General features: G+C 63.8%; 13 protein-coding genes. 5 read left to right on the top strand and 8 right to left on the bottom strand.

Going from position 1 to position 15,247, the window contains the following annotated elements; translation table 11 throughout:
• Window positions 1-57: 57 nt before the first annotated feature.
• From E5X88_RS05470 to E5X88_RS05440, 7 genes are all read right to left on the bottom strand, one after another.
• Entirely contained in the window at window positions 58-936 is an 879-nt protein-coding gene (locus E5X88_RS05470) for an SMP-30/gluconolactonase/LRE family protein (RefSeq protein ID WP_292159038.1), read from the bottom strand.
• Window positions 937-981: 45 nt separating this feature from the next.
• Window positions 982-1,944 carry a 3-keto-5-aminohexanoate cleavage protein gene (locus tag E5X88_RS05465; protein ID WP_292159036.1) on the bottom strand — a complete coding sequence of 321 codons (963 nt, stop codon included), beginning with the start codon at window positions 1,942-1,944 and terminating at the stop codon, window positions 982-984.
• On the bottom strand, window positions 1,941-2,888 hold the full coding sequence (locus tag E5X88_RS05460; RefSeq protein WP_292159034.1) for a 3-hydroxyacyl-CoA dehydrogenase: 948 nt from the start codon (window positions 2,886-2,888) through the stop codon (window positions 1,941-1,943). The genes E5X88_RS05465 and E5X88_RS05460 overlap by 4 nt, the downstream gene beginning before the upstream one ends.
• A gap of 10 nt (window positions 2,889-2,898) precedes the next feature.
• Window positions 2,899-3,705, bottom strand: coding sequence for an SDR family oxidoreductase (locus E5X88_RS05455; RefSeq protein WP_292159031.1), 807 nt, complete (start codon window positions 3,703-3,705; stop codon window positions 2,899-2,901).
• A 14-nt stretch (window positions 3,706-3,719) separates the two neighbouring features.
• The gene (locus E5X88_RS05450; RefSeq protein ID WP_292159029.1) at window positions 3,720-5,792 is read right to left on the bottom strand and encodes an ABC transporter permease; all 2,073 of its coding nucleotides are present in this window, start codon (window positions 5,790-5,792) and stop codon (window positions 3,720-3,722) included.
• Window positions 5,789-7,330, bottom strand: coding sequence for a sugar ABC transporter ATP-binding protein (locus E5X88_RS05445; RefSeq protein ID WP_292159467.1), 1,542 nt, complete (start codon window positions 7,328-7,330; stop codon window positions 5,789-5,791). Before E5X88_RS05445 ends, E5X88_RS05450 begins: the two co-directional genes overlap by 4 nt.
• A gap of 79 nt (window positions 7,331-7,409) precedes the next feature.
• The gene (locus E5X88_RS05440; RefSeq protein ID WP_292159027.1) at window positions 7,410-8,537 is read right to left on the bottom strand and encodes a sugar ABC transporter substrate-binding protein; all 1,128 of its coding nucleotides are present in this window, start codon (window positions 8,535-8,537) and stop codon (window positions 7,410-7,412) included.
• Window positions 8,538-8,771: 234 nt separating this feature from the next.
• Between E5X88_RS05440 and E5X88_RS05435 the strand changes: the two genes are divergently transcribed.
• Window positions 8,772-9,452, top strand: a complete 681-nt coding sequence (locus E5X88_RS05435; protein ID WP_292159025.1) for a GntR family transcriptional regulator — start codon at window positions 8,772-8,774, stop codon at window positions 9,450-9,452.
• Window positions 9,453-9,495: 43 nt separating this feature from the next.
• Here the strand turns inward: E5X88_RS05435 and E5X88_RS05430 are convergent, their stop codons facing one another.
• Complete coding sequence (locus tag E5X88_RS05430; protein WP_292159465.1) at window positions 9,496-10,167, bottom strand: GntR family transcriptional regulator; 672 nt, start codon at window positions 10,165-10,167, stop codon at window positions 9,496-9,498.
• A 147-nt stretch (window positions 10,168-10,314) separates the two neighbouring features.
• Here E5X88_RS05430 and E5X88_RS05425 point away from each other — a divergent pair, with 147 nt between their 5' ends.
• From E5X88_RS05425 to E5X88_RS05410, 4 genes are read left to right on the top strand one after another with little or no spacing between them, the layout of a single operon-like run.
• The gene (locus E5X88_RS05425) at window positions 10,315-10,902 is read left to right on the top strand and encodes an amino acid synthesis family protein (RefSeq protein WP_292159022.1); all 588 of its coding nucleotides are present in this window, start codon (window positions 10,315-10,317) and stop codon (window positions 10,900-10,902) included.
• The gene (locus E5X88_RS05420; protein ID WP_292159020.1) at window positions 10,895-12,700 is read left to right on the top strand and encodes an alpha/beta fold hydrolase; all 1,806 of its coding nucleotides are present in this window, start codon (window positions 10,895-10,897) and stop codon (window positions 12,698-12,700) included. The genes E5X88_RS05425 and E5X88_RS05420 overlap by 8 nt, the downstream gene beginning before the upstream one ends.
• A gap of 6 nt (window positions 12,701-12,706) precedes the next feature.
• The gene (locus E5X88_RS05415) at window positions 12,707-13,759 is read left to right on the top strand and encodes an LLM class flavin-dependent oxidoreductase (RefSeq protein WP_292159018.1); all 1,053 of its coding nucleotides are present in this window, start codon (window positions 12,707-12,709) and stop codon (window positions 13,757-13,759) included.
• Entirely contained in the window at window positions 13,756-15,231 is a 1,476-nt protein-coding gene (locus E5X88_RS05410) for an aldehyde dehydrogenase (protein WP_292159016.1), read from the top strand. Before E5X88_RS05415 ends, E5X88_RS05410 begins: the two co-directional genes overlap by 4 nt.
• Window positions 15,232-15,247 lie beyond the last annotated feature (16 nt).

Genomic DNA, 15,247 nt, shown 5'->3' with positions numbered 1-15,247 from the left:
AAAACCGAGCGAGCGCTCGCTTCCTCTATTGGCCTCTATCCCCTTTTGCAGCCGCCGTCATCCGGCGAAGCGTGGTTCCGCAACGCCTTTGATTCCAAGGCCGGTTATCGCGAACAGGCTGCCGCGCAGAACCCCATCGCCGGGGAACCGCGGCAGCGGCGGTTTTGCCATCGAGGTCACGTACAAGGTGTCGAGCTTCGGTCCGCCGAACATCACGCTGGTGATCTTCTTGACGGGCATGTCGATGATACGATCGACGCTGCCGTCGGGGGCATAACGCACCAGCCGACCGTCATAGACGAGGGCGTTCCAGAGAAAGCCTTCGGCATCGACGGTCGACCCATCGGCAGCGCCGCCCCGGCTGGTGTCGACACGGACGAAGGTGCGCCGGTTGGTGGCAGCGCCCGTCGCGATGTCATAGTCGTAGGCCCAGATCTCGCCGGTCCAGGTGTCGGCGAAATAGAAGGTGTGATCGTCGGGGCTCCAGCAGGGGCCATTGGAACAGATGATGCCGGAATCGATCCTGGTGACAGAAAAATCCGGATCGAGCCGGTAGAGACCGCCGGAAGGGCCCTCTTCCATCGTGTCCATGGAGCCTGCGAAGAAACGGCCGCGCCGGTCGACTTTGCCGTCATTGAGCCGGTTCATCGGCTTATCCGGTTCCGGATCGTGGATCAGCGTCACCTCGCCGGTGGCGAAATCGAGCAGATGGAAGCCGCGCTGAAGCGAGACCACCGCGCCGCTGCCGTCCTTGCGCAGCGCCATCGAGCCGATCTTCATCGGCACATCCCAGCAACGGATTTCGCGCCCGTCGGCGGTCGCCCGAAACACGCGCCCGTCGAAACTGTCGATCCAGTAGAGGCGCTCCTGTTCGACGTCCCACAATGGGCCTTCGCCCAGTGTGGTCTTCACGTCCACCACGACTTCGATCTTCATGCCGTCCTCCTCTGTTTGGCACCGTGCGGCGACAGGCGCGCTGCCTCAGAACGCGACCTTGTCGCCGCCCTTCAATGACAGGATCTCGCGCGCCTCGTCGGGCGTCGCCACCTCCATGCCAAGCCCCTCGATGATCTTGCGGGCAAGCATCACCTGCTCGGCATTCGACTTTGCCAGCCTGCCCTTTCCGGCCCACAGGCTGTCCTCCAGGCCAACCCTGATGTTGCCGCCAAGGGCCGCCGACTGCGCGGCAATGCGAAGCTGGCTGGCGCCGGCACCGAGCACCGACCAGCGGAACTGGTCGCCGAACAGCCGGTCGGCGGTGCGCTTCATATGGGCGACATCTTCGGGATGGGTGCCGATGCCGCCAAGCAGCCCGAACACCGACTGCACGAAGAACGGCGGCTTCACCAGCCCGCGATCGGCGAAGTGCGAGAGGTTGTAGAGATGGGCAATGTCGTAGCACTCGAACTCGAAACGCGTGCCGTTGTCATAGCAGGTCGCAAGAATGTATTCGATGTCTTTGAACGAGTTGCGAAAGACCAGGTCGCGTGTCGCTTCCAGATGCGGCTTTTCCCAGTCGAACTTGAAGGTCTCGTATTTGTCGACGAGATGGTAGAGGCCGAAATTGATCGAGCCCATGTTGAGCGAAGCGACCTCAGGCTTGAACTCGGCTGCCGGGCGCACGCGCTCCTCGACCTTCATGTAGGGGCTGCCGCCGGTGGTGATGTTGATGGCGGCATTGGTGGCCTGCTTGATGCGCGGCAGGAAGCGGGCGAAGGCCTCTGGCGTCTGGTCTGGCTTGCCGGTTTGGGGATCGCGGGCATGCAGGTGCAGGATCGCCGCACCTGCCTCCGCGGCGGCGATCGCCTCGGAGGCGATCTGGTCCGGCGTGATCGGCAGATAGGGCGACATGGTCGGCGTGTGGATTGCCCCCGTCACCGCACAGGTGATAATCACCTTGCCCCTGGTCTGCGCAGCGCTGGGCTTGCGGTTTGTTTCCGTCATCGTCCAAACTCCTGATCCGATTTTCTCTTGTGCGCCGCCAACGCCATCAGCCGGCGGTCGCGCCAGACCTGCCGTTCGCCGAGGCTTTCCCGCGGCAGCCGCTTGCGGCGGTCGGCCTCGACGGTTGCCATGACCTCGCCCGCCCAGTCGACGCGGCGCAGCATTTGCGGGAAGATGTTCGAATAGATCGTCTGATAGCGCTCGACATAGTCGCGTACGCCGCCCGGCGCATTGAGGTCGATCGTCTCGAACGGACCCATGAACGACCAGCGCAGCGCCAACCCGTCGCGAATGCCGATATCGACATCCTCGACGCTGGCATAGCCGTCGGCGACAAGTCGAAAAGCTTCCTCCAGCAGCGCGCCCTGCAAGCGGTTCATGATGAAGCCGTCGAGTTCATGCTTCATCACCAGCGGCGCGTGGCCTGCAGCGACGAGGAAGGCGCGGGTCCTTTCGACCGTGTCCGTGGAGGTCCATGGCGCCGGCACGACTTCCGCGGCCGGGATGAGATAGGGCGGATTGATCGGATGCACGACCAGGCAGCGGTGCCGCCCTTGCAGATGATCGGTGAATTTCGACGGCAGCAGCGCCGAGGTGGAACTGGCGATCACCGCTTGTGGGTCGGCCAGTGCATCGATCCTGGAGAACACCTCGCGCTTGACGTCGAGGTTTTCCGGCGTGTTCTCCTGGATATGAACGGCCTCGGCCAGCGCCTCCTCGAGCTCGGCAACGACGGCGATGCGACCAAGCACGGCGTCGATCGCCTGTCCCCGCAGCAGATCGTTCGCGGCGAGGTCGCCCAGCACCCCGGCGATGTAATCGTGCGCACCGCTCGTCGCGGCCGGCGACTGGTCCCACATCCGCACATCATGGCCGGCGCGGGCGAAGCTGATCGCCCAGGCCCGTCCGATGAACCCGCTGCCGACAATCGCTACCTTCGTCATGGTCCGTTCCTCAGAGTGTTTCGACATTGCCGTCGACGCCGAGCGACTGGCCGGAAATGTTGATGCCCGCATCGGAGAGCAGGAAGGCGACCATCGAGGCAACATCATATGGACTGGTCATGCGCCGCAGCGAGATGTTCTGGAGATAGCGCTCCGTCATCTCCTCGTTCGACACGCCAAGCTGCTTGGCCCGGTCGGCGATGACCTTGTCGATGCGCGGCCCCTCGATGATGCCCGGCAGGATGGCGTTGACCCTTATGCCGTGCGGTCCGAGTTCCTTGGCGAGGCTTTGCGTCAGGCCGATGACGCCGAACTTGGCCGCCGAATAGGGCGTGCGGAAAGCGTAGCCATGGCGGCCGGCGGCGGACGACATCGAGACGATCGAACCGCCGCCCGCCGCCTTGATCAGCGGCACGGCGCGCCGGGCGCAGAGGAACTGGCCAGTCAGGCAGATGTCGATGCAGCGCCGCCAGTCCGCCGGATCGATTTCGTCGACGCCACCGGTCGGGCCAGCGATGCCGGCATTGTTGATCAGCGCGTCGAGACCGCCGAGCTCTTCCTTCACGGTCTCGAACAACCGGTCGACGTCGTCTTCGCGCGAGACATCGGCCTTGACCGCGGCGACGAGCGCGACCTTGTCCGGCGCAGCGGCCAGCGCCTCGTCGGAAACGTCGCACACGACGATGCGCGCGCCGAGCCGCGACAGCGTGTCGGCAATGGCCAAGCCGATGCCGCCGGCGCCCGCCGTCACCAGCACACGCTGCCCCTTCAGTCCGGTCAGAAAATCGTCCGCCGATGACGGTGCCGCTTTACTCATCGTCCTGTCCTTTCTCATTGCAGCCGCCGTTCGCGCAGCGCCATGACAGCGCCCAGAACGACCAGCCCGTACAGAATAGCCCTTGTGGCATAGGGAAGCGTGGTGCCGGCCAGCAGCATCTGCAGCGCCGTGAGCAACAGCACCCCACCGAGCATGCCGAGATAATGACCACGTCCACCTGTGATCAGCGCGCCGCCGACCACGACAACGGCGATGGACGGCAGCAGATAGTCGTCGCCCATGCCCAGGCTCGCTTGGCCCGAAAAGCCGGTGAGCATAATGCCGACGATCGCCGCGCAAACGGCCGAAAGCATATAGACTAGGATCAGCGTTCGCCCGACCGCGATGCCGGACAGCTGGGCCGCGCGCAGGCTGTTGCCGATGCCGTAGATGCGGCGGCCGAAAGCGGTGCGGCCGAGCAGCAGCACGGCAAAGACGACAAACGCGATCATGAACAACACCACCGGCGTCAAGGCGAATAGCTTGCCTGTCATGAACCAGCGCAGCATCGGCGAGGAGAAGCCGGCCGGGGTGCCCTGCGAGTAGAGAAGAGCAAAGCCTTGCAGAATGCCGTTGGTGGCCAGCGTCATCACGATCGGCGAGATACCGAGAAAGACGATGCCGATGCCGTTGGCTAGCCCGATGAAGCAGGCGATGACCAGGACCGTCGGCAGCGCATAGGCAAGTGCCGCATCCGATCCGTTGACCATGCCGGCAAGGAGGATGCCCGAAAGGCCTATCGTCCATGGCACCGACAGGTCGAGCCCGCCGGTGAGGATCACGCTGCCTTGCCCCAGCGCGAGGATGGCGAGGAAGCTCGACAGCACGAACAGCGAATTCCAGTAGGTGACGTTGAAGATGGCGCGTCCGAGCCAGATCTGGGTGACGATCACGACAACGGCCAGGCAGATATAGGCCGGCAGCGCATAGCGCAGCGTCTCGGCATTGCGGACGTGGAAGGGCGGCCGCGGCACCGGCTGGTCGCCGGCGCTGTCCCGTGCGATCCTCAGCCGCCGGTCGACGCGATCGATCTGCGACGGCAGCATTCCGGCTCGCCACGCGGTCAGCCGCGCCCGCGCGGCGCGGAACTGGCGCGCCAGGACGGAGCCATGCGACAGCGAGCCGGCAAGCACCGCAAGGATCAGGATCGTACCCTCGGCGATGGTCGAATAGTAGGCTGAGACGTTGAGCACGAGCAGGATGTTGACGACCATCATCAGGATATAGGCGCCGAACACGGTGCCGACCGGACCGCCCTGTCCACCGCCCAGCCTTGTGCCGCCGACGACGACCGCCGCAAACATCGACAACAGCAGCGGATTGCCGACGAGCGGATCGCCGCTGCCGGTCTGGGCGCTGATGAAGACGCCAGCAAGCCCGTAGCAGCCGCCGGCAACGACATAGACGAGAAAGCGGACGAGAACGACGCGCACACCGACGGAGGCAGCGGCATCCGGATCGCTGCCGACTGCATAGAGAGCCGTCCCGAAGCGCGTCCCCTTCAGCCAGAACCAGGCGAGCAGGACGACGCCGATCACCACCAGCGGCATCGGCAGCCAGCCCGCGACCGCATCGCCGAGATAGAAGGCGCCAAGATCGGGCGAGACGAAGCCGCCCGGCTTGTCCATGACCAGCAACGTGATGCCTTGCAGGATGAACATGGTCGACAGCGTGACGACGATGGGTTGCATGCGCAGGATGGCGATGAAAAAGCCGTTGAAGGCGCCGACCAACATGCCGACGCCAATTCCAACCAGCGTCCACAGGACAACGCTCGAACCGGTCGCCATCGGATCCATGCCCGTCGCCAGGACGACGTTGACCAGCGAGATCACCGCGCCGGCGGACAGGTCGAAGCCGCCGGACAGGATGACCAGGGTCTGGCCGATTGCCGCCAGCGCCGAGGTGGCGCCGCCGCTCGAGAGGAACGAAATGTCGAAATAGGTGAGCCGCCCGGCACTGACCAGATCGACGACGAGCAAAAGCGCTGCGAAGACGACCGCGGCGATGATCGCGCCGCTGTGCCGCGACAGGAGCCGCGACAAGGGTCCGGCTGGCGCGGCGGCGAGGGGACTGATCGCGCTCATTCAGCCGCCTCTCGAACCGCATCGCCATGGCCCAGCGCCGGCCTCATGATCGCGCTTTCCGAAATATCCTTGCCCGCAAGCTCCGCCACCAGCCGGCCGTCGTAGAGGACGAGCACCCGATCGCATTGATGGACGAGCTCGGGAATTTCCGTCGAATGCAGAAGGATCGAACCGCCTGCCGCCACATAGTCGCGCATCATCACATAGAGCTCGTGCTTGGTGCCGACGTCGATGCCGCGAGTAGGGTCGAAGAGCAGCAGGATGCGGCTTTCGGCGACCAGCCATTTCGCGATCGCGATCTTCTGCTGGTTGCCGCCCGAAAACGCCCCCGCCCTCGTCCACAGTGCACGCTGGTCGACCTCGACTGTCGCGAAGGCGGATTGCACGGCGCGTGCTTCCTCGTCCCCCCGGATCAGGCCAAACCGCGTGAAACGACCGACGACCGGCAGCGATGCGTTCTGCCGGCCCGGGAGCTTCAGGAACAGGCCCTCGGTCTTGCGGTCCTCCGGCACCAGCCCGATCGCTATGTTGGGCTTGAGCGCATCGGCCGGCGAACCGAGCCACACCTTGCGGCCGTCGACCACGACATGGCCGCGTTCGATCTCGGCCATGCCGAAGCAAGCGAAGAACAGGTCGAGCTGTCCCATGCCCTGAAGCCCGGCAATGCCGAGGATCTCGCCCTTGCGCAGGTCGAAACTGACGCCGTCGAGCTTTCTGCCGGCCTTGAGATCACGCACGCCGAGCACCGGCGGACCGAAGACGGCCTCGCTTTCAGGTTTCGGCGGAAAGGTCTGGGCGATGCTGCGGCCGATGATCTTTTCGATCACCTCTCCATCCGAGACATCGGCGACCGGCGCGGTGACGATATGACGGCCGTTCCTGAGAATGGTCAGCGTGTCGCAGAAGGCCCGCACCTCACGCATGCGATGGGTAATGAACACGACCGTCGTCCCAGCCGCCTTCAGCCGCGCAATGATGCCGCTCAGCCATTCGACGTCACCGCCCGACAAGGTGGAAGTCGGCTCGTCGAGCAGCAGGATGCGCGGCTTGCGGTAGACGGCGCGCGCAATCTCGATCTTCTGCCGGACGGCAAGATCGAGCGTCGCCACCTCGGCGTCGAGATCGACCGAGAGCCCGAGATCCAGAATGTGCTTGCGAACCGCCTTGCGCGCGGCCGACTGCCTGATCAGGCCGATCGGGCCGACAGGCGCGTAGGGCAGCAGCATATTATCGAGAACGCTGAGATCGCGAACCAGGGTCATTTCCTGGAAGGCTGTCTGCACACCCTTAGCATGCGCGGCGCGCGGCGAGCCGAGCGGCGCCGGTTGGCCAAGGATGGTAATTTGCCCTTCGTCGGGCCGCACCAGTCCCGAGAGCAGCTTGACCAGCGTGGACTTGCCGGCGCCGTTCTCGCCGAGCAAGGCGTGCACGCTGCCCGATGCGATCTCGAAGGAAACGCCGTCGAGGGCGACTGTGGCGCCGAACGCCTTGCGGACGCCCTCTATGCCGACAGCAGTCAAATGCGCTGTTGCGTTCATCATTCCCGATTCCCGACCGCCCTTTCATGAAGGCGGCGCAAGGGACAGTTGAAATGCCCCACGCGCCGCTTCGGAGAGCTCACTCCTCGGGCTGGCCGACAAGCGCGGCGGCAAGGCCGATCTCGGGCGTCTGGTCGGAGAAGATCGACGCGAACCAGCCGGGATTGGAGACCAGCGACGGCTTGAAGGCGTTGCAGCCGGCCTTCATCTCCGCCCAGGTGCCCTCGTCGCAGAGCTTGATCGTCTCGTTGGTGACGACCGGCAACGGCAGGATCGTCTTTTTAGGAACATCCTTGCCTTCAAGAGCCTCGACGGCAAGCGTGAGGGCCAGCGCACCGGAATAGGGCGGCGACGCATAGGAGATGCGCGGCGCGCCGAGCGGCGCATAGGGAGACGAAGCACCCTCGACCTCGGTGCCCTCCGGCAGCATCTGGATACGGCCGCCATTAGAGCCCTCACCAGCGCAGGGCAAGAGTTCGCTGGTCTTCTTGCCGGCCTCGAGCTGCATGGAATTGGCGGTGAAGCAGCCGACCTGCATCCACAGCCCATCGATATCGTCCCAACTGCGCGTCGCCAGGATTTTCGAAAGCTCGGTGCGGGCGACTGCCTGGCTCCACATACCAACGGCCTCGCCGACGATCTTGATGTCGGGGTATTTGGCCAAGACCTCCTTGGCTGCCTTGGTGCGCAAATCGTCGACCGAGGTACCGGGGACACCGGTCACCGCGATGATGTTGCCCTTGCCGTCAAGTTTCTTGACCAGCCATTCGGCCGTCACCCGGCCAGCCTCCTCCTGGTCGATATGAACGTTGTACGCGCAGGGCTCAGTGATCTCGGCGTCATAGGCGAACACCTTGACGCCCTTGTCGCAGGCATTCTTGACCACCTGGTTGAGCGCTGTCGGCGAGATCGGAAAGATCACGATGGCTTCGGCACCTGCCTGTACCATGGCGTTGATCTGCTGGATCTGGCGCTGCGCATTCGGCCCGGCCACCTGCACCTGCAGGTCGACCTTGTCGGCCATGCTCTTATGCGAGGCCATCGCCTTGACCATGTTTGCGGCCTCGGCCTGCCAGTCGTTGCCGATGAAGCTCATGCTCAGAAATATCTTGTGCTTTTCGGCCGCCTCGGCGGCGGACACCCCACAAGCGCAAACAGCCATGCCAGCCAGCAGCGCGAGCCGCCGGGCTTTCGATCCGATACCCATTCGAAACTCCTCCCAATTCAGACGACCGAATGCCTCCCAGGGACCACCAGACGAAGCCCCTTGTCATTCGATGCGGCCGACCGTAGCATGATTTGATCAAAGATCAATGATAGAATGAGCTAATATCAAAACCGGGATGCGCCGGCGCTTGACGTGGCAATCCGAACCTTGCATTCCGGGTAGAGGCGCCGGATAGAGCGACAGCGTCGCCCTTGCGCAGGAAGGTTAATGCAGATGGCTGGGGCAGCGTTCAGGAGGCCGGGTGTCGAGATCACTCCCCTGTCCAGGGATACTCTGCAGGAGAGGGTCTATCGCCATGTCACCGAACTGATCCTCGACGGCAGCATCGTGCCAGGCGAGATGGTGACGGTGCAGAGCCTTGCCGACGCTTTCGGCGTCAGCCCGATGCCGGTCAGGGAGGCGCTGCGACGCCTGACCGCCGCCAACGCGCTGATGGTGGTTTCGGGCCGTTCGATCGGCATCCCGGCACTAAGCCGCGCGCGCCTCATCGATCTCAGGAATGTCAGATTCGAGATCGAGGCGATCGCGGCGGCATGGGCCGCGGAACGTATGGACGACAAAAGCATGGTGCTGCTGCGCCAGCATCTGGATGCGCTCGAGCAGGCCAATGCCGCCGGCGACGTCAAATCCTACCTGCGCGCCAACTACGCCTTTCATTTCTCGATCTACCGGGCGGCGGGCTCCGAGAACATCCTCAACATCATCGAGAACCTGTGGCTGCAGATCAGCCCCTATTTCAACATGCTGCACGATTCCGGGAACTACTCGACCGCCAACGAGCACCATCAGCAGATGTTTGCGGCCTTGCGCGACCGGGATGCGGAAGCGGTTCGGGCCGCGGTCCGTGCCGACATCGATGCGGCTTTCATGGTGCTGGTCGATCTCCTGAAGTAGTGACGAAAGCACTGCCCGCTGGTGCGCCGGGCAATCGCTTACTTCAGCTGTCGCGAAGGGTCTGTTGCGCAATTCGCCAAGCCTGCTCCACATGTCGCCGGGCAGCGGCTTCGGCTTCATCGCCGTTGTGCGACTTGATCGCGTTCATGATGTCGGTCATTTCGGCAATTGCGGCATCACGACGATTCACCGAAGCGATGGTCATGGAACGCAGCTGATTGATGCGGACGTTCAGACCCTGGACGATCTCCCAGGCGATGCGCTTGTCGGCGGCATCAAAAAGCACTTCATAGAACTTTGTCGTCGCCCGCATCACCTCGATCGGATCGGCTGAGGCCCACGCCGTGAGCAGCACATCCAATGCGCGCTCAAGCGCGGCGATCTGGTCGTCCGTCGCCGTGAGAGCGCAGGCGCGCGCCGCGATGCCCTCCATCAGGGCGCGCAGTTCATAAATCTCGTCGGTGCGGCTGAGATCCGGCCGGGCTACGGCAGGTCCATGGCCTGGTATCATCTGGACCAGACCCTCAGTCTCCAACTGCCGCAGAACTTCGCGCACCACCGAGCGACTGACACCGAGTTGATCGCAAAGCGGCCGTTCGACCAACCTTTCGCCGGGTTGGAAATGAAACCCCATGATCGCCTCGCGCATACGCTCCAGCGCCAGTGTTCTGAGCGTCTTGGTGGATCGTTCGATCCTGAGTGTGTCGTCGGCCAATTCATCTACTCCCACCATCCGCAAAGAAACAGATTCGACGATCCGTTGACAAGGGTTTTGGTCTTCAATAGTATGGTATACCATAAGACGATCAGGCAAAAGGGAACTTTTCCGGATGCCCCATCCCGATCGACCACCGAGGATTTGATGAAGCCGGCCATCCGAAAGATCGTCACCTATGTTGAGAACACGTTGATCGAAGGCGGCAAGGTGGCCTCCCGACCGCTGCGCCTGATCGGCGTGGCGGCAGTGCTCGACAATCCTTGGGCCGGGCGCGGTTTCACCGAGGACCTTTCTCCCGAGATCCGCGCCTATGCGCCGGTTTTGGGGGAAGTTCTGACCCGTGAAATCCTCGCAGTCGCGGGATCTGGCGAAGCGATCGAAGGCTACGGCAAGGCCGCAATATGCGGCACATCGGGCGAGATCGAGCATGCCTCCGCGCTCATCCACACGCTGCATTTCGGCAACCACTATCGACGTGCCGTCGGCGCCAAGACCTATCTTGCCTTCACCAATCTGCGCGGCGGACCCAATGCGCCGATCATGATCCCGCTCATGGACAAGAACGATGAAGGCCGACGTTCGCACTACCTGACGGTGCATTTCCAGATCGGCGACGCGCCGGCGCCAGACGAGTTGGTGGTGGCGCTTGGCGCCTCGATCGGCGGACGACCGCATCATCGCATCGGCGACCGCTACCAGGATCTCAAGGAGGTCGGCGATCTGCATGGCTGAGCTGACGGCTCCCGACTGGTATCGAGAAACGGCGCCTGACGGCACCGGCTTCATCCGTGCCGGATCCGGCGCGCCGGTCCTCCTTATCCACGGCGTCGGCATGAATGCGTCGATCTGGGGTCCTCAGATCGAGCTGATGAAGAGCCGATGGGATGTTATCGCGATCGACATGCTGGGACACGGCCTGTCGCCACTACCGCCCGAGGACGCCGGCCTTGCCGACTATGCCGCGCAGGCAATCCGGCTTCTCGATCACCTTGGCTTGGACGCTGTCTCGATCGTCGGCCATTCAATGGGCGCGCTGGTCGGACAGGAGATCGCGCTCAACGCGCCGGAACGGGTCCACCGCATCGTTTCGCTCAACGCGGTCTTTCGCCGGCCGGCGGATCTTGCGCAGGCGGTGCGCGAGCGTGCCGCCGAATTGAATGGCGCGAATAACGCATCGGGAACGGACGCAACGATCGCGCGCTGGTTCGGCAACCCAGTCCCCGACAGCTTGGCCGAGGCCGCAAGGACGACGCGCGCGGCACTGCAAAGCGTCAACCCGGAAGGCTATGCGCACACATATCGACTTTTCGCCCATGCGGATGCGGCGCATGGCGATCATCTTTCCGGTCTCGCGGTGCCGGCATTGTTCATGACCGGCTCCGAGGACAGAAATTCGTCACCTGCGATGTCGGCGGCAATGGCCCGCCTCGCGCCGCGCGGTCGCTGCGTCGTTCTGGAGGGCGAACGACACATGATGGCCGTAGCCTCGCCTGACACGGTCACGCAACGCATTGTCGATTTTCTCGAGAGCAACGGCGGCGCAAGCACATCGGAGCGACCGGCGATGGACACAGCCTTCGACGCAGGTGAATTCAGGCGAGCGCTCGGTTCCTTCCTGACCGGCGTTACCATCGTCACCGCGATCGGGCCAGAAGGAGAGCCTCGCGGCTTCACTGCCAATTCATTTACATCCGTTTCGCTCGATCCGCCCCTTGTTCTGGTCTGCATCGCCAAGAAAGCGCTGGGTCATCCCGTGTTTTCGACCTCGAAGTGCTTTGCCATCAATGTGCTCTCGGAGGAACAGAGAGCCGCGTCCGGCGTCTTTGCTTCGAAATCGCAGGACAAGTTCTCGGCTGTCGAATGGCGCTTCGGCCCGACCGGCAGCCCGCTGCTCGGTGGATCGGTGGCGACGTTCGACTGTGACATGGAGCAGTTGGTCGATGCCGGCGACCATTCGATCCTCATCGGCCGCGTTCGCGAATTTTCTCACAATTCATCGCAGCCCCTCGGCTATTGCCGTGGCGCGTATGTCTCGCCCGGTCTCAGCCAGGAAGCGCTGGCGGCCGCGCCGCCCGACATGGAGGTAGGCGCCATCCTCGAAGATGAAGGCCGCGTGCTGTTCTTCGAAACCGTCGACGGCTTTTTCGAACTGCCGACGGGCCGAGGACTCGGGACGTCCGGCGACACGCGAAGCCTCAAGGGACGCCTCGCCGCGAAAGCTATCGAGGCGCATCTCGGATTCCTGTTTGCAGTCTGGGACGACGCCGCAGATCCATCGCGAACGCATGTCTACTACCGCGGCACGGTAGACGCGCCCCACTCCGGCGATGGTCAGGTCCGGCTCGTCGAGATCGACAGGATTGCCGGACTGAACATCGCCGACGCCGCTGTGCGCTCGATGCTCGCCCGCTACGTTCGCGAATGTCGGGAGGATGCGTTCGGAGTCTATGTCGGTAACGAGGTCGAAGGTGAAGTTCGTCCGCTCGCCAGGCCGGTATCCATGAAACCCTCCATTTCCAATCCGGGGTGAACAGATATGAAGTTCTCGCTCTTCGTCCATATGGAACGCTCGGACCCTGCAAAGCCGCATGCCGAGCTCATCGACGAGCTTGAGGAACTGGTCCTGATCGCCGAGGCGGCAGGCTTCGAGACGGCCTGGATCGGCGAACACCACGGTATGGAGTTCACCATCTCGCCAAACCCGTTCATCAACATCGCCTATCTCGGTGCCAGGACGAAGCGCATCCGGCTTGGCACGGGAACGGTCATCGCGCCGTTCTGGCATCCGATCAAGCTCGCCGGCGAAGCAGCCATGGCCGACCTTATCACGGGCGGCCGGCTCGACATCGGCATCGCGCGCGGCGCCTACAGCTACGAGTATCAGCGCCTGTTCCCGGGGCTCGACGCCTGGGGCGCGGGCCAGCGCATGCGCGAGATCATCCCCGCCATCAAGGGGCTTTGGGAAGGCGACTTCGAGCTGTCCGGAGAGTTCTGGTCGTTTCCCTCCACCACCTCGTCGCCCAAGCCGGTGCAAAAACCGCACCCGCCGATCTGGGTGGCGGCGCGCGATCCGAACTCGCACGACTTTGCTGTGTCCAACGGCTGCAACGTCCAGGTGACGCCGCTCGCCTCCGGCGATGACGAAGTAACCAGCCTGATGGAGCGCTTCAACGCGGCGTGCGCGGCGCATCCGGACATGGCCCGCCCCGACATCATGCTGCTGATGCACACATTCGTTGCCGAGGACGCCGCCGATGCGGAGCAGCTGACGAAGGACCTGTCGCTGTTCTACTGCCAGTTCGGCGCGTGGTTCCAGAACAAGAAGCCTGTTCGCCAAGGCATATTGGAAGCGCTCACCGACGACGAGATCGCGGCCATGCCGCAATACGCGCCGGACAAGATCCGACAGAACCTGGTTATCGGCGAAGCCGAAGAGGTGATTAGCCGGCTGAAGGCATACGAGACGCTCGGCTACGACCAATATTCGATCTGGATCGACAGCGGCCTGCCACACGAGCGCAAGAAGAAGTCCCTGCAGTTGTTCGTCGACAAGGTGATGCCGGCCTTCCGGCACGGGAGGCCGCAATGACCCTTGTGGCCTTCAGGAACTTCATAGATGGGGCGTTCGATACGCCGACGGCCACCTTCGAAAGCATCGATCCGTCCACCGGAGCGCCCTGGGCGACGATGCCCGCTGCAACCGAAGCCGACGTCGACCGCGCCGTCGAGGCGGCGCACCGGACTTTGCACTCCGCCGCCTGGGCTTCGCTGACAGCGACGGCGCGCGGCAAGCTGCTGGTGCGCCTCGGCGATCTGGTCGTCGCCAATGCCGGCCGCCTGGCCGAACTGGAGACGCGCGACACCGGCAAGATCATCCGCGAGACCCGCGCTCAGATCGCCTATGTCGGCGACTACTACCGCTACTATGGCGGGCTTGCCGACAAGCATGAAGGCTCGCATGTGCCTATCGACAAGGCCGATATGGACGTCACCGTCCGGCGCGAGCCGATCGGCGTTGTCGCTGCCGTCGTGCCATGGAACTCGCAACTCTTCCTTTCGGCCGTCAAGCTCGGCCCGGCGCTGGCGGCCGGCTGCACGGTTGTCCTGAAAGCCTCGGAGGACGGCCCAGCGCCGCTACTGGCCTTCGCGGAACTCGTTCACGAGGCCGGATTTCCCGCCGGAAGCGTCAGCATACTGATCGGGTTCGGGCATGATTGCGGCCGGCGCCTGACAAGTCATCCGCTGGTGTCACGCGTCGCCTTCACCGGCGGGCCTTCGACCGCTCGCGCGGTCGTCCGCAACACGGCGGAAAATCTCGCCTACACGACGCTGGAGCTGGGCGGGAAAAGCCCGGTTGTCGTTTTCGCCGACGCAGACCTGGACAGTGCGGTAAACGCGGTGGTGGCCGGGATTTTCGCAGCGTCTGGGCAAAGCTGTGTCGCCGGCTCCCGGCTGCTTGTCGAGCGTTCGATAAAACGCGAGTTCCTGGACAGGCTGAAGCACAAGGCCGAGACCATCAGGATAGGCGATCCGCAGGATCCTGCCACCGAAATGGGACCCCTGGCAACGCTGCGCCAGCGGGAATGGATCGAGAAAATCGTTGCCGAGAGCCTCGCCAAGGGCGGTACGCTGGTCACCGGCGGAAAAAGGCCCGACGGTCATCCGCACGGCTTCTACTACGCACCGACCATCGTCGATGCCGAGGATACAGGACTACCCTGTGTGCGGGAGGAGCTGTTCGGCCCGGTGCTCAGCGTGCTTGCCTTCGACACGGAAGCTGAAGCCCTGGCGCTTGCCAACGATACGCCGTTCGGCCTGGCCTCGGGCGTGTTCACCACCAATCTCGCCAAGGCGCACCGCATGGCGCGCGACATCCATGCCGGCGTCGTCTGGGTCAACACATACCGCGCCGTCTCGCCGCTCGTGCCGTTCGGCGGCTACGGTCGGTCGGGGCTCGGTCGTGAGGGCGGGCTCGACGCCATCCGCGACTACACGCGCTCGAAATCCGTCTGGATACGGACGTCCGACGAGCCGATCCCGGATCCGTTCGTCATGCGATGAGGGCAGCGCCGCGATC

The organism is Mesorhizobium sp., from assembly GCF_004962245.1.
Classification (GTDB): Bacteria; Pseudomonadota; Alphaproteobacteria; order Rhizobiales; family Rhizobiaceae; genus Mesorhizobium.
Note: the sequence above shows the minus strand (reverse complement) of the source record. Positions and strands in the feature narration are given on the sequence as shown.